Source organism: Persicobacter diffluens, assembly GCF_036244895.1.
Taxonomy (GTDB): domain Bacteria; phylum Bacteroidota; class Bacteroidia; order Cytophagales; family Cyclobacteriaceae; genus Persicobacter; species Persicobacter diffluens.
This window is the reverse complement of record NZ_BQKE01000001.1, coordinates 1350853-1374779: the sequence shown is the minus strand read 5'-3', so window position 1 is coordinate 1374779 and position 23927 is coordinate 1350853. Positions and strand designations below refer to the sequence as shown.

At 45.0% G+C, this 23927-nt stretch carries 17 protein-coding genes; 5 read left to right on the top strand and 12 right to left on the bottom strand.

Annotated elements, in window-relative coordinates; translation table 11 throughout:
* Positions 1-11: 11 nt before the first annotated feature.
* Positions 12-782: a cyclase family protein gene (locus AAA970_RS05770; RefSeq protein ID WP_338236305.1), complete on the bottom strand. Its 771-nt coding sequence runs from the start codon at positions 780-782 to the stop codon at positions 12-14.
* 317 nt (positions 783-1099) lie between these two features.
* On the opposite strand from AAA970_RS05770, the gene AAA970_RS05765 reads away from it, so the two are divergent.
* The 3 genes from AAA970_RS05765 to AAA970_RS05755 all read left to right on the top strand — a co-directional run bounded on the left by AAA970_RS05765 (position 1100) and on the right by AAA970_RS05755 (position 6486).
* A complete protein-coding gene (locus AAA970_RS05765) occupies positions 1100-3820 on the top strand; it encodes a TonB-dependent receptor (RefSeq protein WP_338236304.1) in 2721 nt (906 codons plus the stop codon).
* Between the two features lie 59 nt (positions 3821-3879).
* Complete coding sequence (locus AAA970_RS05760) at positions 3880-5031, top strand: phytase (RefSeq protein ID WP_338236303.1); 1152 nt, start codon at positions 3880-3882, stop codon at positions 5029-5031.
* 543 nt (positions 5032-5574) lie between these two features.
* On the top strand, positions 5575-6486 hold the full coding sequence (locus AAA970_RS05755) for an Rpn family recombination-promoting nuclease/putative transposase (RefSeq protein WP_338236302.1): 912 nt from the start codon (positions 5575-5577) through the stop codon (positions 6484-6486).
* Between the two features lie 341 nt (positions 6487-6827).
* Here the strand turns inward: AAA970_RS05755 and AAA970_RS05750 are convergent, their stop codons facing one another.
* Together AAA970_RS05750 and AAA970_RS05745 are read right to left on the bottom strand one after the other, a co-directional pair.
* The gene (locus tag AAA970_RS05750) at positions 6828-7739 is read right to left on the bottom strand and encodes a helix-turn-helix domain-containing protein (RefSeq protein ID WP_338236301.1); all 912 of its coding nucleotides are present in this window, start codon (positions 7737-7739) and stop codon (positions 6828-6830) included.
* Between the two features lie 4 nt (positions 7740-7743).
* The gene (locus tag AAA970_RS05745) at positions 7744-8253 is read right to left on the bottom strand and encodes a hypothetical protein (protein WP_338236300.1); all 510 of its coding nucleotides are present in this window, start codon (positions 8251-8253) and stop codon (positions 7744-7746) included.
* Between the two features lie 134 nt (positions 8254-8387).
* On the opposite strand from AAA970_RS05745, the gene AAA970_RS05740 reads away from it, so the two are divergent.
* Entirely contained in the window at positions 8388-9551 is a 1164-nt protein-coding gene (locus AAA970_RS05740; protein ID WP_338236099.1) for a transposase, read from the top strand.
* 40 nt (positions 9552-9591) lie between these two features.
* Here the strand turns inward: AAA970_RS05740 and AAA970_RS05735 are convergent, their stop codons facing one another.
* The 6 genes from AAA970_RS05735 to AAA970_RS05710 form a co-directional block, all read right to left on the bottom strand.
* Positions 9592-10545 (bottom strand): SDR family NAD(P)-dependent oxidoreductase, encoded by a 954-nt coding sequence (locus tag AAA970_RS05735; RefSeq protein WP_338236299.1) that lies wholly within the window; start codon positions 10543-10545, stop codon positions 9592-9594.
* Positions 10546-10800: 255 nt separating this feature from the next.
* On the bottom strand, positions 10801-11619 hold the full coding sequence (locus tag AAA970_RS05730; RefSeq protein WP_338236298.1) for a glycerophosphodiester phosphodiesterase family protein: 819 nt from the start codon (positions 11617-11619) through the stop codon (positions 10801-10803).
* A 96-nt stretch (positions 11620-11715) separates the two neighbouring features.
* Positions 11716-12693, bottom strand: coding sequence for a glycerophosphodiester phosphodiesterase family protein (locus AAA970_RS05725; protein WP_338236297.1), 978 nt, complete (start codon positions 12691-12693; stop codon positions 11716-11718).
* 2 nt (positions 12694-12695) lie between these two features.
* Positions 12696-14264 carry a RagB/SusD family nutrient uptake outer membrane protein gene (locus AAA970_RS05720; RefSeq protein WP_338236296.1) on the bottom strand — a complete coding sequence of 523 codons (1569 nt, stop codon included), beginning with the start codon at positions 14262-14264 and terminating at the stop codon, positions 12696-12698.
* A 20-nt stretch (positions 14265-14284) separates the two neighbouring features.
* Positions 14285-17491, bottom strand: a complete 3207-nt coding sequence (locus AAA970_RS05715; RefSeq protein ID WP_338236295.1) for a SusC/RagA family TonB-linked outer membrane protein — start codon at positions 17489-17491, stop codon at positions 14285-14287.
* Between the two features lie 43 nt (positions 17492-17534).
* On the bottom strand, positions 17535-18620 hold the full coding sequence (locus AAA970_RS05710) for a FecR family protein (RefSeq protein WP_338236294.1): 1086 nt from the start codon (positions 18618-18620) through the stop codon (positions 17535-17537).
* Between the two features lie 173 nt (positions 18621-18793).
* On the opposite strand from AAA970_RS05710, the gene AAA970_RS05705 reads away from it, so the two are divergent.
* Complete coding sequence (locus AAA970_RS05705) at positions 18794-19333, top strand: RNA polymerase sigma factor (protein ID WP_338236293.1); 540 nt, start codon at positions 18794-18796, stop codon at positions 19331-19333.
* Positions 19334-19699: 366 nt separating this feature from the next.
* Here AAA970_RS05705 and lgt read toward each other — a convergent pair whose 3' ends face one another.
* The 3 genes from lgt to AAA970_RS05690 form a co-directional block, all read right to left on the bottom strand.
* The gene (lgt, locus tag AAA970_RS05700; protein ID WP_338236292.1) at positions 19700-20539 is read right to left on the bottom strand and encodes a prolipoprotein diacylglyceryl transferase; all 840 of its coding nucleotides are present in this window, start codon (positions 20537-20539) and stop codon (positions 19700-19702) included.
* 407 nt (positions 20540-20946) lie between these two features.
* Entirely contained in the window at positions 20947-21495 is a 549-nt protein-coding gene (gene hslV, locus AAA970_RS05695; RefSeq protein WP_338236291.1) for an ATP-dependent protease subunit HslV, read from the bottom strand.
* 118 nt (positions 21496-21613) lie between these two features.
* Positions 21614-23920, bottom strand: coding sequence for a Tex family protein (locus tag AAA970_RS05690; RefSeq protein ID WP_338236290.1), 2307 nt, complete (start codon positions 23918-23920; stop codon positions 21614-21616).
* Positions 23921-23927 lie beyond the last annotated feature (7 nt).

Genomic DNA, 23927 nt, shown 5'->3' with positions numbered 1-23927 from the left:
GTCTTTCCATTTTAAGCCTCTTCCAAAAACGCCACCACCCTTGCCGGCGCAGCCGAAGCCCCGACAATTTTCAAGGGAAAAACGCCTACCTTAAATCCAGAAAGTGGGAGTGCATCAAGATTCACCAGCTGCTCCATATGCCAATATTCTTCATGTTGTCCCACTAAATGCGCTTCCCAGAATAACTGATCATTCTGATCCTGCTTCGCCTTTTTAATCTGATATTTTAGAGGGATGTCCCAACCCCAACTATCAATACCCATCACCTTTACGCCCGCCTCAATTAAAAACCTGGTAGCTTCAGCAGACATGCCCGTACCCCTATGTGGGTAATCTTTCGTCCCGATCAATTTGTCCCTACCCGTTTTAATCAGAACAATCATTCCGGGCTTCAATTCCAAATCGTTTTCAGTCAAAAAGCTTTGAATATCCGCTGCGGTAATAGGATCAAAATCTGGCTTATGACACATGTCGATCACCAGGCCTTCCCCATGGCAAATATCCAAAGGAATTTGTTCAATGGTTTTGGCTTTCTCGCCATTCAGGCTAGGCGTGTAATGCCAGGGCGCATCAATATGCGTTGTAGCATGCACCCCCATTTTTTCGATGGTATCATCGGCCCAGCCCACAAAGCTTTTGGGAAATAGCTTAAAGGGCAAGCCGAAAAGTCGAATCAGCCATTTGGCTTTACGATGAGGCTTATGTTTAATCTTCACCTTCATGAACCATGGATCATCCGGGTACTCTTTGATCGGCTTGGTGAGGTCAATTATCTGCTGCATGATTGTTGAAATAAAAAATGAAATAACAAGAAGAGCGAGATAAACAAAAATCAACAGACATTGAAATAAAATTACCACAAAAACTCAAAGCCCTATACCAGTATCTGAGTTGGTAACATTCACGCAAAAAGCAATTTTATTTTAACTTAATTTTAAGCTTAATTTACACCTTAAACCTCCAAATACCTAAACTTGAACCTATAGTTAGAGCATTCAATTGACTCAGGCAAAACAATAAGACCATATATCCTTAATTGTTAAAAGTAAACTTATTAAGTCGCACCTCCCCATCTTTGAAGCATCATAACCAAACCATAATGATGAAAAATTTACTACTATTGATGGCTGGAATGTTCCTATTCAGCACCCTTTCACTTGCCCAGGGCAACCTGACCGGTCGAATCCTGGACGAACAAAACTTAGCCATGCCTGGCGCCTTGGTTTTCATAGAAAACTCCTCCTTCGGCACCTCCACAGATATTAATGGGCAGTTCAAACTGGTGAACTTACCAACTGGTGAGCAAGAAATTTCGATATCGAGTATCGGCTATCCGATCATCAAACAAAAAGTACAAATTGAGGCCAATAAAACGGTTAGCCTTCAAACCAAGCTCTCTGCCAGCCAAAGTCTGAACGAGGTCGTGATTACCGGTAATAAAAATGCGCAGATCAATGCCTTAAACCAGCAGAAAAATGCCATGAACATCATGAATGTGATCTCGGCTGATCAGGTGGGACGCTTTCCGGATTCCAATATCGGAGATGCCATGAAAAGAATTCCGGGCATTTATGTTCAATACGATCAGGGCGAGGCGCGTTTTGCCAATATCCGCGGCACCTCCCCACAACTGAACTCCGTCACCATCAATGGGGAACGCATCCCCTCCGCGGAAGCGGAAAACCGCTCGGTACAATTGGATTTAATCCCTTCGGATATGGTACAGGCGGTTGAGGTGTCCAAAGCCATTACCCCGGATATGGATGGCGATGCCATTGGCGGTTCGGTCAATTTAGTTACACGTTCTGCCCCTAGTGCCCCGCGTGCGGCCATTACTTTAGGTTCTGGCTACAACTTCATCGCCAACAAACCCATGGTCAATGGTGGCGTGGTATTGGGTAATCGATTTGCCAATGATAAATTCGGCGTGATCGCCTCTGCCTCTGTATTGAACCATATGTTGGGTTCTGATAACTTTGAAGCTGAATGGGAGGAAGATGGCTCATTGAAAGAATTCCAAAACCGTCAGTATTATTTGCAGCGTTTGCGTCAGTCTTACTCTTTGAGCCTGGATTATAAAATCAATGCGAACCACACTTTATTCCTCAAGGGCATGTACAACCACCGTAACGACTGGGAGAACCGTTATAAATTACAATATAAAGTGGATGAGTATGATGCGGAATCCGGCGACTACACTTTGGGTAGCGTAAAAAGAGAAACCAAAGGGGGACAAAACGATAAAAACCAAAGACTGGAAGATCAGCGCGTAAGAAATATCGCACTTTCCGGAGATCATCTGTTCGGTAAATTGCATATGGACTGGGCCGCTACTTATGCCAAAGCCTCAGAAAATCGCCCGAACGAACGCTACATTTCCTACGAATTGGAGCCCGGCAACCCCATTCAGTTCAACGGGAGTACCAATAAGCCGGTCCCCTCCAATTTCTTTCCGGTTATCACCAGTGATTGGGAAATCGATGATTTATCGAATGAAACCCAAAGGACCGAAGAGGAAAATTTTAGTCTGCGCATCAATTTCCTTTTACCCTTAAAAGCCGAAGGTACCTTTTCCAACCAACTAAAACTTGGTGGTAAAATCAAATTAAAGGATAAAAGTAGAAATAATGATTTCTATGCTTATGAGCCATTGGATGAAGGAGCATTCTTTAATACCCTGCAGTATGAAGACATTTCAAAAAGCAACTTTTTAGCCGGTCCTTACGCCATGGGGAATTTCGTTTCAGCGAAATATTTAGGCAACATCAATTTCCAAAACGGCTCGTTTGAGGGAAAAATGGAATTAGAGGAAATGGCGGGTAACTTCTCCGCAAAAGAGCAAATCAATGCCGGGTATATCCTATTGGACCAGCACTTTGGATCCAAATTCTCCGGCCTTTTCGGTTTAAGAATGGAACAAACTTCCCTGGAATACAGCGGATTCATTTACGATGATGAAGAAGGCACGCTGGACCCAACCTCCACGGAAACTGATCACTACATCAACATCCTGCCTGCGGTTCATCTGAAATATTCGCCGAATAATAATGCCAATATCCGTTTGGCCTGGACCAACTCCCTGGCGCGCCCAAACTATTTTGACCTGGTACCTTACCGCCAGATTTTCACCGGTGATGAGGAGATCGCCATCGGAAACCCCAATTTGGAAGCCACCACATCTATGAACTTTGACCTCATGTTGGAATATTATTTCCAAAATATCGGTTTAATTTCCGGTGGGGTATTCACAAAAGATTTGAAAAATTATATCGTTACAAAAAGAAGTAAGGAAACTTTCAATGGAATTGAACATGATGTATTCCAACCCGTAAACGCCGGAGACGCTAACATCTACGGCCTTGAACTGGGCTTACAGCGTCAGCTAAATTTCCTTCCTGCTCCTTTAAATAATATGTCGGTTTTTGCCAACTATACCTTCACCCAATCTTCAACAAATAATTTTAATCTGGAAGACCGCGAAGGCGAAACTTTACCATTAGTGGGAACCGCAGAACACAGTATGAATGCTTCTTTATTGTATGATTCAAAATATTTCTCTTTAGGCGTTTCCTTTAACTATACTTCGGATTTTATCGACGAGGTGGGTGGTGAACAATTCGAAGACATTTATTATGATCAGGTGTTTTATTTAGATGCCAATGCTAATATCAATTTATCGCAAAAGGCCCGAATATTTGTGGAAGTCAATAATCTTTTGAATCAACCATTGAGATATTATCAGGGAAACCAGAATTTCACCTTCCAGGAAGAATACTATAACACCCGTTTCTCCGTCGGTTTGAAAATGGATTTGTATTAAATTAAAGCCAACCAATACCAACAGGAGGCATGAAGAGGCCTCCTGTTTTTTTATTAATTATGAAAAACATTTTAACAAGTCTTTTGATTTTACTGAGCTTTTCAGCTTGCAAAAACCAAAAAGAAAATCAACAAGCCAAGCAGCTCCCAAAAGACCCACGTCAATCAGATGAGGGCATGCGAATGGCCTATCAATTACAAGAAAAAATTAAGGTAAGCATTCCGGTGAACCATCAAACCGCGCCTGTTAATGCGCCGGCAGATATGGACAGTGCAGATGATCCGGCCATTTGGATCAATCACCAAAACCCATCAGAAAGCCTGATCATCGGAACGCATAAGGAAAAAGGGCTATATGTCTTTAATTTACAAGGAGAAATTTTAGGTGAATACCCGATTGGAAAAGTCAATAATGTCGACATCCGACAGAAAGTGGTGATGGGAAATGATACGCTGGACATCGTAGCTGCCTCTAATCGAAATGACAACAGCATCAGCTGGATGAAATTAGAAGCAGGAAAATTAATATCTTTATTTGATCGCCCGCAACTGGTAAGCAATGCCATTGACGACGCCTATGGATGCTGCCTTTATCAGGATCAGCAAAACCAGCAGCTTTATGCTTTTATCAATGGGAAAAACGGTGTCATTGAGCAATATGAACTACAGCTGGAAGGAGACCAATTCAAACAAAGTCTGGTAAGAAGTATGAAGGTGTCTTCCCAGCCGGAGGGCATGGTGGCCGACGACCGTACTGACAAACTTTACATAGGAGAAGAAGCAACCACCATCTGGATTGTCAATGCAAAGGCCTCAGCAGCCACCACCATGGAAGAGATGACCACTGCCCGGGTAGCGGAAAATGAGAACATTGTAGCGGATATTGAAGGCATCACCATCTACCCAACAGGTGCCACTGGTGGCTATTTAATCGCAAGCTCACAGGGCAATTTCTCCTATGCCCTCTTTGAGCTGGAAAGCAAAACCTATTTGGGCAGCTTTGCGCTTGTCGACGGCAAAGTGGATGGCGTAGAAGAAACGGATGGCCTGGAAGTCACCCCAGTAGCCCTGAGTCCAGACTTCCCCAAAGGCGCCTTAGTGGTGCAAGACGGCTTCAATTTTGAAGGGGACAGCCTTGTGGCGCAAAACTTTAAAATCATTTCCTGGGAGAAAATTGAGGAGGCAATGGGCCTACTACCTCCCGTGCAATAAAACAAAGGCATACCCCCCATTTGTTATACGAAATGTAAAATCAATAAAAGTGGAAACCTTTTGGGGAGCCACTTTTTCTTTTTCCCTTATCGGGCCTCTAAACTAAAATCATGATACAACATTTTTTTGGGGGACTGCTGCCGCTTAGACGGCAGCACCGGGCTCGCGCGGCTCACCCCATCGGCCTTTTGGGCCGCTGTGGTTCAAACAAGCCCGCTTCATCCCTGCCCCTTCCGGGCTATTCGCCCGCTGAGCCACCCAAAAATCCCCGGGAATTAAGTTAGAAGTGCCTTTTAACCCATTGTCCGATGATAAAACAAAAACAGCCTATTGGAAAAGCGGCTACCACCACGCTTTACGCACTGTGCCCATGGTCTTCATCATCAAGAAATTTCCCACCTCTTAATAGACGACCTCTTAGCCAAGAGGAAAAATATGGAGCACCTCCAAACACCTCATTCCCTTCTCTTATATTTTTGCTTATCTTTGTGCCAACAATCAGGGCGTAAGCGTCTTCTTTTTCATTTTTAAAAGATAACCGGCATGTTGAGCAAATTCATTAACCCCTTTACGGACTTTGGCTTTAAAAAACTTTTTGGAGAAGAAGCCAATAAGGAGTTACTCATTGATTTCCTCAACCAGCTCCTGCCGGAAGAAGACCAAATCGCTGACCTCAGCTATCAGGCCAACGAACATTTTCCCCGGACCCCGGAAGAAAGAAAGGCGATCTTTGATTTATACTGTGAAAATCAGGACGGGGAAAAATTCATCATTGAACTACAAAGGGCTAAACAAAAATACTTTAAGGACCGAAGTCTTTATTATTCCACCTTTCCTATACAAGAACAGGCCGAGCCGGGGAAAGAATGGAAGTTCCGATTGAAAAGTGTTTACACCATCGGCATTATGGATTTTCTTTTTGAGGAGGAAGACGATGAGCCTGAAAAGATTCTGCACCGTGTACAACTCATGGAGGTGGAGACATGCAAAGTCTTCTACGACAAGCTGACTTTTATTTATCTGGAAACGCCCAAATTCACCAAGGCATTGAATGAACTTAAAAACCATTTTGACAAATGGCTTTACCTGTTGAGAAATCTGGAGCAATTGCAAAGCCGGCCGGTGGAATTACAGGAAAGGGTTTTTAATCGTTTTTTTGATCTGGCAGAACTGGCCAAATACAGTCCGATTGAAAAGAAAGCCTATGAAGCTTCTCTGAAAAATTACCGCGACCTTTATAATGTGATGGAAACCGCCAAGGAAGAAGCAAAGGAGGAAGGTCGTTTAGAAGGCAGGATTGAAGGGCGGGAAGAAGGCAGGGAAGAAGGCCGAACGGAAACCCTAAAAAATTCTGTGCATGGACTGTTAAAAACCGGCTTGCTCACAGATGAGCAAATCGCTGAGGCATTGAATATTTCAGTAGAGCAGGTTCGGGAGTTTAAAGATGAAAAATAAGACAGAGGTATTTGATTTATTATGTAAGGGGCTGGATATCAAGAACTTTCAATACTCACAGGTAATCCCTCGTTTTTGCTTGATAAAAGCCAAAATATTATATGCTAATGCTTAGCATCACCCTCCTCCGTTTTTCCAATTGGAGCTTCCTTTCATTACTAATCTTTATCGACCCGAAGGGTGATCCGGCCGAGGGATGAAGGCATTGTTGGAGCTCATTTTGGCCAGCTCCAATTTGGGCGGCTTTATTGTGGGCGGCGCGCCAAAATAGCGACTGCCGCCAGCCCGGTGCTGAGCCTGCGAGGCACGGCCCCAAAAAAGCACCTGCTGGAACTGTCCGATTAATTCATTCTATACTTTTCACGGTATTCGGTGGGGCTCATGCCTTCCTTCTTTTTGAACAGTCTTGAAAAATAAGGAGGGTATTCGAAGCCTAATTCATATGCGACTTCAGCTACGGTTTTGCCCGGATCCAGTAAGATATTCTTGGCTTCTTCGATCAGGTAGAGCTGCAAATGTTCGGTGGTGGTTTTGCCCGTTTCTTTTTTCAGCGTATCGCTCAAATAACGCTGAGATACCGAAAGCTCCTCGGCGATTTGTTCAATGCCCGGAATTCCTTCTTCCTGCACGCGACCGGAATCAAAATAGGTGGCCAATGCCTGATTGAAGCGATCCAGTAAATCGTTGGAAAGCTCGGTGCGGCTATTGAATTGCCTTTCATAAAATCGCTGCGCATATTTCAACAAGGTACTCAAATGCGCGATGATGATCTCCTTACTGAAGGAGTCGGGATTGTTATGATATTCGAGCTCCATATTTTCAATGATGAGCTCGATCTGTCGTTCTTCTTTAGGCGAAAGGTGCAGGGCCTCATTGACCGAATAGGAAAAGAAGCCGTATTTCCGGATCTGTGCAGCAAGTTCTGTTCCTTTCAGAAAATCTTCATGAAAGTTGATGGAAAACCCTTTTTGATCGAAAACGGCGCTACTGTCCCACTGCAATACCTGCCGGGGAGCGATGAAAAATAAGGCCCCATCGGTAAAGTCGTATTTGGTTCGGCCATAATTCAGGTCTCCCGCCACAAACCTTTTGAAACTGATCGAATAGCAATCGTTCGTGATGGGAGGGGAACTTTCTTTGGGGCAGGGCAAAAAGCCTTCGCCCAGGGCGGTATACATGCTGAACATCGGATGCTCCGGGCGGGGCAGTTCCAGATATTTCAGATAGGCCGACAGCGAATCAAAATGTTGCATGTGCTTATTTCAGTTCTTGTTCTACTTTAATCAATTCCTGCTGATAGTCGGCAATACGGGCATAAGCCAGTCCGTCGATCAGCAAAATAACCGACAACATCGCAATGGTGGAAATCATTCCTGCCCGCCAGCCGGGCGTATTCACCAGAAAGATGACCAGACCACAAGCCATGATGATGAAGGGAATAGCCGTGAATACCACCGTCTTGTATTCTTTCAGCGTGCTTTCGGTGCGCGCCATTTCCGAAGCAACAAATGCAGAAACATCCTCATTGTAGGCGGTTTCAAATTGGGTAATTCGGGCTTTATTGGTGAAAAACAGACCAAATCCGACCGTCATTAAAAACGCTCCGGCCACCAATATCGGAATGATGTAGGCTTTGGCCAGATCCGTTTTACCAAACTGCCAGAAACCAAAGCTGCACATCACAAAGACCAGCCCGGCAATAATGAAAAAGGAAGTAGAAACCAGTTCGGCCTTGGCCCAATCTGTCGATATTTTCAGTATATCCATTTTAATACAATACTCCGTAGAGTTTTGAGCTATTGTAAAAAAAATGGTGACCTGTATATTTGTATCGCCAAACACCAACATACTAAGTCACCATCAAGAGCATCGAAACACTCCTAGCGCAAATATTCCATAAAATGTTAGACATTAACAAATGGGAGAGGGATTTCATGATAGAAAATTTGAAAGGACTACTGTCTTTCCGTGGTCGTAATAATTTCACCAACATGAGTCGGTATCTGCGGTACAATGAGGCCACGATTAGATCATGGTATGAAAAATATTTCAATTACCTTTTTTTCAATATTGAGCTCATTAAGACACTTAAAGATGAATTGCGCATCATTGCCTTTGATCCAAGTTATGTTTCCAAAAGTGGTCAACTCACCCCAGGTTTAGGGTACTTTTGGTCAGGCTGCGATAATTCAACAAAAAGAGGTCTAGAAATTACTGGAATAGCAAGTGTTGGCCTCGAAAGTAAAACCGCAATGCATTTAGAGGCCCATCAAACCTTTAAGAGTGAGGACGAGTCATTTAATTTGCTGACCTTTTATGCCAATTTGATTTTGTCAAATGTTGAATTGTACAAGCAAGTATCAGATAGTGTGGTTGTTGATGCTTACTTTTCGCGCTTTACGTTCGTCGATCCGCTAGTAGAAAAAGGGTTTATTATCATTAGTAAATTGGCTAAAAACGCATTTCTTCGTTACAGAAATACTGAACCACCTACCGGAAAAAGAGGGCGACCCAAGGTCTATGGAGAAAAAGTGAAATTTAATAATCTTGACCAAAGACACTTTACACTATGTTTCAAAAATGAAAACTCGGAGGCTTTCGAAGCAGAGGTTCATAGTAAAAGTCTTAAACGATGGATCAAGTGTGTGGTCGTCGTTACTGAGCTTGACAATGGGAAAACCAGACGAGAAATTTTATTCAGTACAGACATTAATCAAAGCGGTTCCGCAATAATTGAGCGTTATCGACTTCGATTTCAAATTGAGTTTCTATTTCGAGATGCCAAACAATTCACCGGTTTGACTCACTGCCAAGCAAGGAGTAAAAATAAGATACATAATCACATCAATATGTCCCTAACGGCGGTGTCCGTGGCAAAAGCGCTTCACTATTTTGATAATAAAACCGAAGAAAAGGAACCCTTCTCATTATCAAGTATTAAGATGCTATATTTTAATCGAAACTATATCCAAAGAATATTTAAAGGGTTCGGGATTGCCCCCGAACCGTACAATAATTCAGAGCAAATGCTCCAAATAGAGAGATTTGGCTGTATTGCGGCCTAATTCTTTACGGAGTATTGTTAATATTTTTTAAAATCTCAATTTAAAAATTCCAATGAACTCCCGTTTCCTTTTCGGATAAATCCCATAATTTTTTGGCAACAGCTTTATCCTTGGCATGCGGAGCCAGATAATGCGCCCCCACTGGCCCCACCCAATTACTGCGTCCTGTAGGTCCGTAAAAAGCCTTCTGATCCAGGTCCTCTTCCGTTGCGCACATCAGCTCTGGATAGGCGCCATTTTCTGCCGGCTGCGTCAGAGGAGACAATTTCATTAAGCCAAAAATCATTTTCATCATAAAGCTCCCGCTGGTGCTGATCAGATTGGTTCGGGAAGAACCCGGATGACAGGCATAAGCTTTCACATTGGTTTTGCCAGCCTGCTCCAGTCTGTCCTGTAATTCATAGATCGACATGATTTGAGCGAGTTTACTCTGACTGTAGGCATCATTGGGGGTATAGTCCTTATCCCAATCCAGGTCATCGAACTTAATGGTTTTGATCCCCATATCATAACCCATACTACCCACCGTAACGATCCGGCCGTTCACCTTTTCGATCAGCGGAAGGAGTAGCGCCTGCAGGCTGAAATGGCCAAAATAGTTGACGCCCATCTGGCTTTCCCAGCCATCTTCTGTGATTTGCTGCTCCGGCACCTGAGCTATGGCGCCATTACACAACAAAGCATCAATGCCTGTTACCCTTTCTGAAACTTCCTTGGCCGCATTTTTTACGGACGCCTGTACCCCCAAATCCATTTGAACATTGGAGACCTTGATCGCATCACCCAAAGTTTCCTTCAACAGAGCAATGGTATCGGCCGATTTTTTGGGGTTACGGCTCAACATCACCACGGTCGCTCCCTTGGACAGCAAAATGCGGGTAGCCTCATAGCCGGTTCCGCTTGTCGTGCCGGTGATCACGAAGGTTTTGCCGGTTAAGTCATTGATTCTGTCAGGGGTCCAACCTTTTTTTCCAAATTGATTTGCAGTACTCATATCGCTTGTTTTGTTGTTCGGTACAAATATCAGCAAAAAGCAGGATGGTAATCTTATACAGATTTTCGTAAGCCGTATACTTTTTGGGAAAGAGCTTTCGATCCTATCCACTTTACCCAAAATACTCATTGACAGCGAATTGACTTATATCTGTTGGAAACGAGATTTCTAATCCGCAGTAGAACAAGGCAAAAAAAAAGGCAGCCCATAGGCCACCTTCTCCAACAATTCAAACAGAAACTATCAATTCACCTTCTATTGATTCCTTATTTCTAAATACTTGATCAATTCTTCCGTTTCATCTGTCATGATAATCTCCATGCCCTGGTCGATCAGCCAACCCCAACTGAAATCAGGGTCATCCTTGCTTTTATAATCGGAATGTCCGGCAGCAGAACTCCCTTCCCAAAGCGTATGGCAATAGGTTTTGATCCCCCGATTCAAAGCATCCTCCACCACAGTCCACAAGGTATCCTGCTCCGTTTTGAAACGAAAGAAAAGCGTTTGTAATTCCATATTATCCACATAGGCATAGTATTCCCCCACGGGGTCTTGCTGGTGGGATCCAATCTTTGGACACATAATGACTTCTGGATATTTCTTTAGGGTATCTTTCACCGCTTGATAGGATGCATCAAAGACCCAGAAAGTCTGATCCAGGGTTTCAGTAGCTTCCAGCACCTGATACATGGCCGAAAAATTTTCTAATGGATCAATCTTGATATCCAGATTTACCATGATCTTCCCTTTGGCTGCCTGCATATATTCAATGAAAGTAGGCACCTTATAAGGAGTTAAATTGCCTTCTTCATCGCGGAGCTGCAGTTTTGAAATTTCCGGCCAATCAAGCTCGGCTATTGCACCTTGCCCATTGGTGGTACGATCTACGGTATGATCATGCATCACGATCAGTTGGCCATCTTTGGTTCTGCGAATATCAATTTCCACGATGTCCACGCCCTGTGCGATACTTCCCTCCAGGGCTTCGAGAGAATTTTCCGGAAAATGCTTCCAATCCTGCCGGTGCGCCAAGACCATCACTTGTCCTTTTCCCGGATTTTGAAATTTCTCCAAAATGGGTTGAATCGCTTGGGAAAAAACCTTCCCCCCTTGTAAAACAAGAAGGGAAAGGATCAAAAGAAATTGAGTCAGCTTAATGATCATATTTACTTACAATGCTTCACTACATACCAAATACTGCACATATCGTGGCAAATCAGTTTGCACCACATCTATCCCCTGTTCCATCAATCGATGGATACCTTCATCATCTCCTTCAATAGCCGCCCGATCATACTTGCCCAAGGCATTGGCCCAAACCCGACAGTCCGCTCTCATGGATTTGATATAAAGTACTGCCTCACTCACCTCAAAATTGGAATCATCAATATGGATAATAGCCGGATTGTACTTTTCCATCAAGTGTTCCAGACTTTCCATGGAACGGGCACGAGGCATCACCAGTGCCTCCGGTGCTCTGCCCAGCACATAATCCATGTCCGCTTCATCGCAGAAGAACAAACACTGATCAAACATTTCCAAAGCTGCCACCATGGCATGAATAGCTTCAATATTATCACATTTGATATCCAAATCAATCATGATCTTCCCCTTCATGGCTTTTAAGGATTCATAGAGCGTGGGAATTTGCAAATCCGTGTCCTTACCGGTAAACTCATCGATCAACTTTAAAGCGCGTAACTGTTCATAATTCATTTCCGCTACCTTTCCCTCACCATTGGTGGTTCGGTTTACGGTACCATCATGGATGACCATCAACGAATCGTCTTTTGAATTCCTGATATCCAATTCGATGATATCTGTCCCATAATTCACCGAATGCTCAAAAGAGGGCAAGGAGTTTTCCGGCTTTTCCATATGATCTCCCCGGTGGGCTGCGACTAAAACCCGGCCCTCGGGGTTTCCGAATATTTCCTGTACCTGCTCAAGCCCTTGCTCACAAAATGGCTTTTGATTTAACTTTTCAAAGGCGGCGAAATACTTTTTGAATCGCTCAGCACGCTGATCATCCGCCTTCTTTTTTTCGGCAGATTGCTTCAAGGCCTCTTCACGGGAAGCAGCCTTTTGGAAATCACAGGCCTGAAACAACAAGCCTGCTACCAACAGAGAAAATAGTAAATTCTTCATGATTAATTTTTAGGATAACCCGGGTTTTGCTCGTAACCTTCCGTGGTTACCAAATCGATTTCAGTTTGGGGAATCGGGCGCAGGCTATGGTAATCCTGAATGAATTGCGCCGCATTTTCGTTATGCTTTTTGACATTGGTAATCAATCGATCCGTTCTGACTAGATCCATCCATCGGTGCATTTCTCCACCCAATTCACGAGCTCTTTCATCCAGAATAAAGTCCAGATTAATTTCAGAGGCTTGTACTTCCGGTACGAATCCTCCCTCCACAGCACGATATGCTCTCAACTGATTAATCACCTCCGCCGCTTCAGCTGTTTTCCCTTGCTCGGAAAGGGCCTCCGCCAAAATCAAATAGGTTTCACCCAGACGGAAGACAAAATAATCTCGGAAGCCATTCGTGTCCTGAAAGCTTGCCCGGGTGTGGTCATCATGCTTCTTGATACCCCAATGCATCAGGCCTTCATTTGGAGCTATTACATCCGTACTTCCATCCAGATAATCCCACTCCGCTTCATCACCGATGGCTTTTCCATCTGGCAATCCCGCCTCAGTATTATAATACCACACGCGACGGAAAGTGACATCAAAACGGGCATCGGCCTCGTCAAACAATTCCCTATAAAATTTGGTCGGCGCAAAACGACTCCACGGGCGACCACCCTGATGCAAATCACGCATCAAGCCGGGGAATTTATCATATACCGGAGTAAAGTATAAATGACCACGGTTACCGCTACGGTTAAACTGCGGATTATTGATAAATTGAACAGCAAACACGACCTCCCCATTGCGCTGATTATCGTAATCGAAAATAGCGGCATATTCTTCTAAATGGTATTCTCCCGAATTGATTACCGCTTTTGCAAATTCCTCAGCTGCCACATAGGAGGCCGTCTGCTGATATTGATAAGCCATAATCAAATGAATCTTCGCCAACAGATGTTGAGCCGCGCCCTTGGTAAATTTCCCCAATTCCTGAGCAGAATGAGCAGGTAAAATACCTATCGCCCACTCCAGATCCTTCACCATTTGGTTCAGAATCACTTCAGCAGATTCACGCGTAGCCTCTGTGGAAATCTCTTTCGTTTCCGTTTCTCTGAAAGGGACATCCCCGTACTGCTGGGTCAGCCACCAATAGCACATGGCGCGTATCACATATGCTTCCGCCTGCACTTGCTCAATCTGCTCTGCTGTCGCATCAGTTAACAAAGCTGAGCGCTCAATCATCGCATTACAATGATTAATATTATCGTACATAGTATTCCAGATGTGTCGGAAATTCCCCATCTGCGGATTCAAACGCGCATCATAAGTATCCATATCGGAGCCTCCCTCACTCCCGTGGGTGAAAATATCAGTCCCTGGGGTAGTGACCATAAAACCTTCCTGTTGCCCGTAAATCGACCTTAAGCCATCATAGGTGCCGGCAAGGCCGTCCAGGATTCCACTATAGGTGGAAAAATGCTTATCACCGGTAATGGATGACTTTGGAATTTCCTCCAGCCAGCCAGTACAGGCACTGAAGGAAAGGAATAGTAGGATATATAATAAATTCACCTTTTTCATGACAAATATTTAATCAATAATTAAAAGCTTAAATTGATTCCCATTAAGTAAGTAGAGACCGCCGGGTAAGCAGTGCTGGTCCCGAATTCAGGATCATAACCTTCGTATTCTGTCCAGATGGCCGGGTTTTTGGCCTGTGCATAAATTCTAAGGTTCTTCAAACCGATTCGCTCTAACTGCTTCGCATTGAAGTTATAAGCCAGAGTCACATTCTTCAATCGGATAAAATCTCCTCTGAATACATTATTGGAACTACCAAATTTAGGGCCCTGAGTGGCCGCATCAGGTCTTGGATAAGCATTAGTCGGATTGTCCGGCGTCCAGTAATCCTGTCGGAAATTATTGTATCTTCCGTCCAGGCGACCGGCTGAAGAATGCAGACCACTATAAATTTCATAACCAAATTTTCCGGTTAACAAGAAGCTGAATTCCCAGCCTTTATAGCTAAAACTATTGGTCATACCGGCAATCCATTGCGGATCACGGTAACCGATAATCTCACGTTCCTCTGTCACTTTCAGTTCTCCGGGCTGAAAACCTTTTGCTAAGGCCTCTTCCTGCTCTTCCAACTGCCAGATGCCCAATTTACGATGATCATAAATCACATTGATCGGCTGACCAATAAACCAAGCATTCCCCACATCATCCATTCCGGTACCGTAAAGATCCACCACTTGATTTTTGTTGTAGGAAAAGTTCACGTTGGTATTCCAGCGGAAATCCTTGGTCACTACGTTCACCGTATTCAGGTTAAATTCAATACCTGAATTTCTCACGCTTCCCACATTTTGCAATACAGATTCATAGCCTGTGGAAGCCGGTAATTGACGCTCCAACAACAAGTCTGTAGTCAAAGAATTATAATATTCAATACTTCCGCTAATTCTCCCGCTCCAAACAGAGTGATCAATACCCACATTAAAAGAAGCCGTTTTTTCCCAACGCAAATCCGGGTTCGCCAAATCCTGAAAACGGAAGCCGGAAGCCCCACGATCGCCATACACGTAGTTGGAGCTATGCAAACTACCCAAAGACTGATAAGGCGGAATCCCGGTATTTCCGGCAGCTCCATAACTCACGCGTAGCTTCAGATCATCCAGCCATTCTGCCGACTGCATAAACGTTTCTTCCTTCAATCTCCAGGCGAAAGCAGCCGATGGAAACAGACCGTATTTATAACCATCACCAAAACGACTGGAGCCATCTCGACGTGAACTCACCGTAAAGATATAACGGTCCTTGAAGGTATAATTAACACGTGCCATATAAGACAAGAGCATCCAGTCAGCATAGTCAGAGCCTACCGATTGAATTTCCTCAGCCGATCCGATATTATGCCACAGAAACTCATCATTCGGAATTCGGTTGGCATAAATATGCGCATAGGTACTGTTCTCTCCCTGCATTCCCGTCATCAGGGTCACATTCAACTTATGATCGTTCCAGGTCTTTTTAGCCGATAAAATATTGTCTACCATATAGCCCATCTTCCTGCGGTTCACCACCTCCGCACGATTGTTTCCACCCTGCTGACGTGAAGACTCACTACCATAAAAAGCACCGGAGTTTTCATATAAATAATCCAGACCTACATTCACGCGGTAAGATAACCAGGGTAAAATTTTGGCCTCCGCATAGAGGTTAGACAGAAAGCGGTTATTCTTCACCTCATTGGTGATATTTTCAATATCCGATAATGGGTTAGAGCGCTGTCCCTCATCAGTGGTCGGGCGAAAAAGAATATTCCCATCCTCATCGTAAGCGTCTCCCAGCGGATTCAGGCGAACAATATTATCAAAAATATTCTGACCTCCGGGTCCGGTATTCTGAGTCGAGGAGGAGAACATCGTGGACGTTCCCACCGTCAACCAATCAAAAGCATCATAATCAATATTGGTACGCAGGTTTATTCGGTTGAAATCATAATTATCCATAATCCCCTGCTCCTCATAAAATCCACCGCTTACGGCCGTTCTTAATTTATCATTCCCTCCTACGATGCTGATCTGGTGATTCTGTTGTATACCATTATGGTACGTCAAGTCCTGCCAGTCAGTATAATTTCCATGCTGTAAATTATTATAGGCTATCGGATCGAACAATTGATCATCCGGCATCAGGTTACCGGCTGTACGGTAAGCCTCTCTTTTCATTTCCGCAAATTCCTCCCCATTCATCAGGTTCAGTTTATTGGACACAGAAGTTACCCCCACATAAGAATCCACCGAAACGCGCGTTTGCCCGGACTTTCCTCTTTTGGTAGTAATCAAAATCACCCCATTCGCACCACGGGAACCATAAATGGCGGTAGAAGAAGCATCTTTTAACACCTCCATGGATTCAATATCGTTCGGGTTAATCTCATTCAGTCCACCTTCAATCGGCATTCCATCCACCACCACTACTGGCGCATTGGAGGCCGTGATCGAACTATTCCCACGAATCACAATGTCCATCTGCTGCCCCGGAGCAGCACTTCCAATATTCACATCCAGGCCGGCCACCTTGCCCTGAGCAGCATCCAGAAAGTTGGCCGTGGCCATATCATTCAGGCTTTCACCACTCACCGAAGCAACCGCTCCGGTGACATCCTTCTTTTCCATCTCGCCATAACCAACGACCACCACCTCATTCAGCTCTGCGAAAAATTCTTTCAGTACAATACGGAAATCCGACTGATTCCCCAGCTTCACCTCACTATCTTCATATCCCAAAAAGCTAACTTCCAAACGATCCTCCGACGTTACCCCTTCCAGGTTCAGACTAAATTTACCTTCAATATCGGTAATCCCTCCCTGCTGTGTTCCTTTCAATACAATCGTAGCCCCGATAATAGGCTCACCATAATTATCCAGCACTACTCCCTTCACTTTTACATTTTGCGTCAGCTTTTGCTTTTGCGTTCCGGGCGTAATCAGAATATTATTCCCTTGCTGATTACAATTCAGGCCAAGCTGCTCTTGCAGTACCTTTTGCAGCTCTTTAATACCAAGGGAAGTATTCTCTACTTCCACCGTCTGTAGCACATCCACCTCCTGAGAAAAAACAAAACGGTAATCCGTGCTTTTCTCAATCTGCTTAAACAAGTTTTTCAGCGTTATGCGTTCTCCTTCTTCCAGCTGAATTACAGGCCATTCAGGAGCGGCCTGCCCGAAATTCGGGACAAAGAATGCTCCTGCCGCCAGCATCAGAATGCCGGCCGCCTTGCTTTTTGTAAAAATTGTCATATTTTTGGTTTGGTTTATACGGTTGTGGGAAAGGTTTGCCGATCTACTCCCACAACTTTGTTATTATTTTTTCTTGTTCATGATGGACTGCCTTAATATGGAGCACCTGCCCCATCATATCCAAGACTTCCGCTACCGGAACATCAGTAAATACTCCCGTAAATTTTAATGTCGAAAAATCTTCATTACTGCTCAGTCGGTACTGACCATTGTAATGTTTATTTAGCTTGTTCACGACCTCGGACATCGGGCTCTGATCAAAACGAAGAATTCCTTTAGTCCAGTCTGAGACGGCCTCCTCATCAAAATCACCCAATACCATTTGCCTATCCTTTTCAGAAAAACTCACGGCCTGCCCGGGCTGCAGCACAACCTCCTCCTTAACAGAAGCCAACCCGAATTTCACTTGTCCACTAAACAAGCACAACTTTACCCCCTCCACGGACTGCTCCACATTAAAAGAAGTGCCCAAAACCTCTGTCCGACTATTATTCGCATATAATCGGAAAGGGTGTTCCTCATCCCGCTTAATATCAAAAAAAGCCTCACCCTTTAGCCTAACGGTCCGGTACTGTTGATGAAAATCCCACATCCATTTCAGCTCTGCTCCAGCCCTCAAAGTCACCTCACTTCCATCCGGTAAACTCACCCGCTTATAAGGCTGATTCGTTTTGAAAATTATCGGAGACCTTTTCTCTCCGGCAACAGCCCGGCTACCGGCTTTAGCCAGAACTGTGCAGTCCTCCTCTGGAACAAAAGTCCCCATAAGCCCGTACATCACCCCTCCGAATAGCACCAAAATTAAAAGTGCGGCCGCACCTGAATATTGGTATGCCTTCCGTTTTCTTTCAATACTCCGCCCATACTCATAGTCCCGGATTTTTTCATTGAGCTGATTCACCTTAATAAAGGAATTTAGATTCACCTCCCGACTGACTTTACATTCCTGCAGACGGGCAATATCCTGAAAATAAGCTTCATTATCCGGATGCGCAGTCCGCCATTCCTCTAATTGTTTCTGCTCTCCGGACGTCAGTTCATTGAAAAAATATTTCCCGATCAGTTCATTCATTTTATATAAAAAATCGATTCCGATCATATAGACAGACAACACCCTATAAATTCCCATATAAATTTTAACATTCACAAATGGATAACAAAGCCCACTATAACCACCCCAAATATTAAGCCCACTTTACTACCTTAACCGCGCTCTAATTTCGGTATAACATAGCTTTGAACTTAAACTTCACTTAGCGAAAACCGCATACACTACCTTTGCCTCAAACCTGAATCAAAACAATGGGACTATTTTCTAAACATGAATCCTTTAACAACCAGGAAGAATTCAGTGACCTGTTCATAAAGTACCATGATCGATTGGTCGGATTTGCCAAAGCAATGAAGCTATCAGAAACAGAAGCTGAAGATGTAGTTGGTGATGTTTTTCTAAATCTTTGGAAAAATCGAAAAAAACAAATCATCAAAACTTCCATGGAAGCTTATTTATTCCGAGCAGTAAAAAACACGGCCCTTAACCTAATAGATAAATCTTCCAGAAAGTCAGAAAGCCAGAGTCTCGAAACAGACCTCCCAATTATAGGGGATGATGGAAACGATCAGGTGCAATATGCAGACCTTCAACAGGTATTAGAAATTATGGTTAGCAGCCTGGCTCCGCAACAACAGATGGTCTTCCGTCTGGCTAAATTTGACGGACTACGGGTGCAGGAAATTGCTGAAATAATGGAAATCAAACCCAAAACTGTGTATAACCTATTGGGAATGGCATTGGAAAATATCCGCAAAAAAATGATCACAAGCGGCTATAGTGTTTCATAAGCCCAACTGATGCTCCCATATTTCAAAATAACACTCCTTTAACTCTACAAAGCTAACAGCTGCTCCCTTCCCCCCCATTCAAATATTTGAGAATTCCTTTTTGGAGGACTCCTGCCGCTTAGACGGCAGCACCGGGCTCGCGCGGCTCGCTTTTTGGCCGAAGCGCTACGCCCTTAGCTTGGCCAAAAGAGCTTAAACAAACCCGCTTCATCCCTGTCCCTGTCGGGCTATTCGCCCGAAAAATCACTCATAAAGCTTCGAACTGACGACTCCCGGATCGCCAACACTTTCAAGGCCAGCGATCATAAGAAATGCCCATTCTAAATCCGGGAATTTCTCACTATTTCCAGGGAGAAGGCACTTTCATCAATAAACGGATATCATTTTTCTCCTGCCAAACCAGGCATACAGCACAAAGCCCAAACCAACGATAATGTAAGGGATACTCAACCACTGCCCCATATTCAAAGCCATCCCCTCCTCAAAGGAGGACTGATTGACTTTAAAAAATTCCACCCCAAAGCGAAAGCAGAAAATCAGGCTCAGCGTTAAGCCAAAATAAAAGCCACGGCCCAGCGCTATTCTTTTCGATCGGTAGATCATGATCATTAAGCAGAAAATAAAGAAATAAGCCAGTGACTCATAGATTTGTGCAGGATGTCGGGGAATTTGATCAACGCGATCAAACACCACTCCATACCAACTGGATCCGGTGGCTTTTCCGATTATTTCGGAATTGAAGAAATTGGATATGCGGATAAAGCCTCCTCCAAGACCAGTGGTGATGGCAATAATATCCAAAATCTCCAGGAATTGGTGATGACATCGGCGGGAGTAAAAAAACAAAGCCAGGATTAATCCCAGAGCACCGCCATGACTCGCCAGCCCTTGATAGCCGATGATTTCAAAGTCGCCCGAAGGGAACATCCTGATGGGTAATAATATTTCGAGCAAGTGGTTTGAATAATAATCCCAATCATAAAAAAAGCAATGCGCCAGACGGGCACCGACAAAAATTCCGAGCACCCCGTATTGGGTCAGTACTTCTGAATTTTTGCGAGGGATGCCCTCCTGCTTAAAAATCTGTTCGATGACTTTGATGCAAAGAATTATTCCAGTGACAAAAAAGAGCCCGTAATAACGGATCGATATGCCGAAGAGGTTAACGATCTCCGGGTCGGGATTCCAATGAATGTAGGGAGCCATTTAAATGTAGGTTGTGCTATTGAAGTATCGCCCTAAAGTTAGTAAATATTGAGGAGAAGGGATTAAGATAAGGTTAAGGAAATGTGACTAAGGGCTATTCCTCCACAACAGAAATCGATTTAGGGAATTAATGGGAGAATCAAAGTAAAGGGGTGATTGTGGTTCTTCGCCCCCACGAAGCCCCCCGGCCGAGGGATGAAGGCATTGTTGGAGCTCATTTTGGTCAGCGACATCTTTGGCGGTTTTGTTGGAATGGCGCACCAAAATAGCGACTGCCGCCAGCCCGGTGCTGAGCTTGTGAGGCACGGCCCCAAAAAAAGAAAGCCTCCTTTTACCAAAACATAAGGCATGAAAAAAGGACAAGCCCCCTGAAGAACTTGTCCTTTTTGAATTAGGTGAGCAGCGACTTATTCCGCTACTGTTTCTACAATCAAATTATGGTTGGTGTAGATGCAAATGTCGGCGGCAATATGCAGGGACTCTTCTACCATTTCCTTGGCGGTGAGGTTCGGTGCATGCTTTTTCAGTGCCAATGCGGCAGACTGTGCATACATGGAACCGGAACCAATAGTGGCTACGCCATTGTCCGGCTCTAAAACGTCCCCGGTACCGGAAATCACCAAAACTTCTTCTTTGTTGGCCACGATCATCATGGCTTCCAGACGACGAAGATAACGATCCATTCGCCAGTCTTTGGCCAATTCGATGGCGGCGCGTTTCATATTGCCCCCATAGGTGCCCAGCTTCTCATCGAAGCGCTCCATCAGGGTGAAAGCATCGGCCGTAGATCCGGCAAAGCCCAAAACGATTTTACCATCCGCCAGCTTACGGATTTTCCGCACATTACTTTTTGCGACGGTATTGCCCATAGTGGCCTGGCCATCGGCCCCAATAGCCACCTGACCATTATGAACAACGGCGCAGACGGTAGTGGATTTTATTTTTGGATGACTCATATTGCTTGATAAAAATTAAAAATCACAGGCCGAAGCATAGAGCATGTTTAAAAGCACGTTCTCAGCCTGCGATTGAATACGCATTCCCCCGCCAAATGTTGATGCGGGGGCTTAAATCTTATTTAAATTTTCCTTTGAGCATGGCCAGCTTCGCCTGCAAATCCCCATCAGCCGAAGATTCCTCACGCTGTGGTCGGCGATTGCCGCGACGGTCATTGCTCTGCTGACGTCCGCGATTTTCCTGCTGACGATTTCTGCCGGACTTCTGTCCGCGGGCAGGCTTGTCGGTATTGAACGGATCGGCCTTCATGGACAAGCTGATGCGCTTGCGTGGGATATCCACTTCCATCACAGTGACCTCTACTTTCTGCGCTACCTTCACTACTTTGGCGGGATCGTCCACGAACTGATCCGACAAATGGCTCACGTGTACCAAACCATCCTGATGCACCCCGACATCCACGAAAGCACCAAAAGCGGTAATATTGGTCACGATGCCCGGCAACTTCATGCCCATCTTCAGGTGCTCGATCTCCGAGATGCCATCGGCAAACTGGAAGATTTCGAACTTCTCACGAGGGTCACGACCCGGCTTGTCCAGCTCTTTCATGATATCTTCCAAAGTCGGCATCCCCACTTCTTCGGATACATATTTTTTCAAATCAATACGTTGACGGCTTTCCGCATCCGACATCAACTGATCCACAGAAACGCCCAAATCCTTGGCCATTTGCTGTACCAATTTGTAACGCTCCGGGTGTACTGCCGAACGGTCCAATGGGTTTTTGGCATCACGCACACGAAGGAAACCTGCCGCCTGTTCGAAAGCTTTTGGCCCCAAACGCGGCACGTTTTTCAAATCTGCACGGGAAGCAAAAGCGCCGTGCTCATTTCGGTATTGAATAATATTCTCGGCCAGGGATGGACCCAAACCGGAAACGTAGGTCAATAATTCTTTGGAAGCGGTATTCAGCTCCACGCCTACGGCATTCACACAGGAAGATACGGTATCGTCCAGGCCTTTTTTCAACTGGAACTGGTCCACATCGTGCTGATATTGCCCGACACCGATAGATTTCGGATCGATCTTTACCAATTCAGCCAAAGGATCCATCAATCGACGGCCAATAGATACTGCTCCACGAACGGTGATATCATGATCCGGGAATTCCTTACGAGCCACCTCGGAAGCGGAATAAACAGAAGCACCGCTCTCGTTCACAACCACGACGGTGGTGTTTGGAATTTTCAGGTCACGCACCAATGTTTCCGTCTCGCGGGAAGCCGTTCCGTTACCAATCGCAATGGCTTCCACATTGTACTTCTCGCACCAGGCCAGCAATACAGCTTCAGCCTCCTGCTTTTTGAATGCCCCATTGGTCGGGTAAATCACAGTGTGATCTTCCAACTTGCCTTGCGCATCCAAAACCACGACTTTACAACCGGTACGGTATCCCGGGTCAATCCCCATCACCCGCTTCTGCCCCATAGGGGAAGCCATCAGCAGTTGGGCCAAATTCTCACGGAATACGCGAATGGCTTCTTCATCCGCGCGTTGTTTGGTGGTAGTACGTACCTCCGTCTCCATCGATGGCTTCATCAATCGGCGGTAGCTATCGCGCACGGCCAAAGTGACCTGCTCGCCTACAGCATCCTGACGCGTAACGAAACGATTTTCCAGACTATAAAGGGCATCGCCTTCCTCCGGAGAAGATTCCAGGGTGATGATCAATTCCTTCTCCGCGCGGCGCATGGCCAACACACGGTGAGAAGGCGCAGACTTGATGTCCTCATCCCAATCGAAATAATCTTTATACTTCTCTCCTTCCTGCTCCTTACCGGTGATCACACGCGCCACAAAACGGCCTTCTTTTTCAAAAAGCTCACGCATGTCGGCACGGGCATCGGCATCTTCATTCACCCACTCGGCAATGATGTCACGCGCACCGGCCAAAGCCTGCTCCACATCTTCCACCTCTTTTTCGCCATCAATAAAGGAGGCCGCAAACTCTTCCAAAGTGAACTGCTCCTCAGAGAAAATTTTCTCCGCCAAAGGCTCCAGCCCTTTCTCACGCGCGATGGTCGCACGGGTACGACGCTTCGGCTTATAAGGCAGGTAAATATCTTCCAACTGACTCATGGTTTCGGCCGCCATAACTGCCGCTTCCAATTCGTCCGTCAATTTTTCTTGTTCTTTCAATGATTTCAAGATCGCCTCGCGACGCTTGTCCAGCTCGCGCAATTGCTCCATGCGATCACGAATTGCCGCAATGGCCACCTCATCCAATGTACCGGTCTGTTCCTTTCTGTATCGGGCGATAAACGGAACCGTCGCCCCCTCATCCAACAACTCTGCCGTATTGGCTACCTGAGTTTGGCTAATCGCCAATTCCTCAGCGATTTTCAGGAAATATTTTCTTGACATGGTTAAT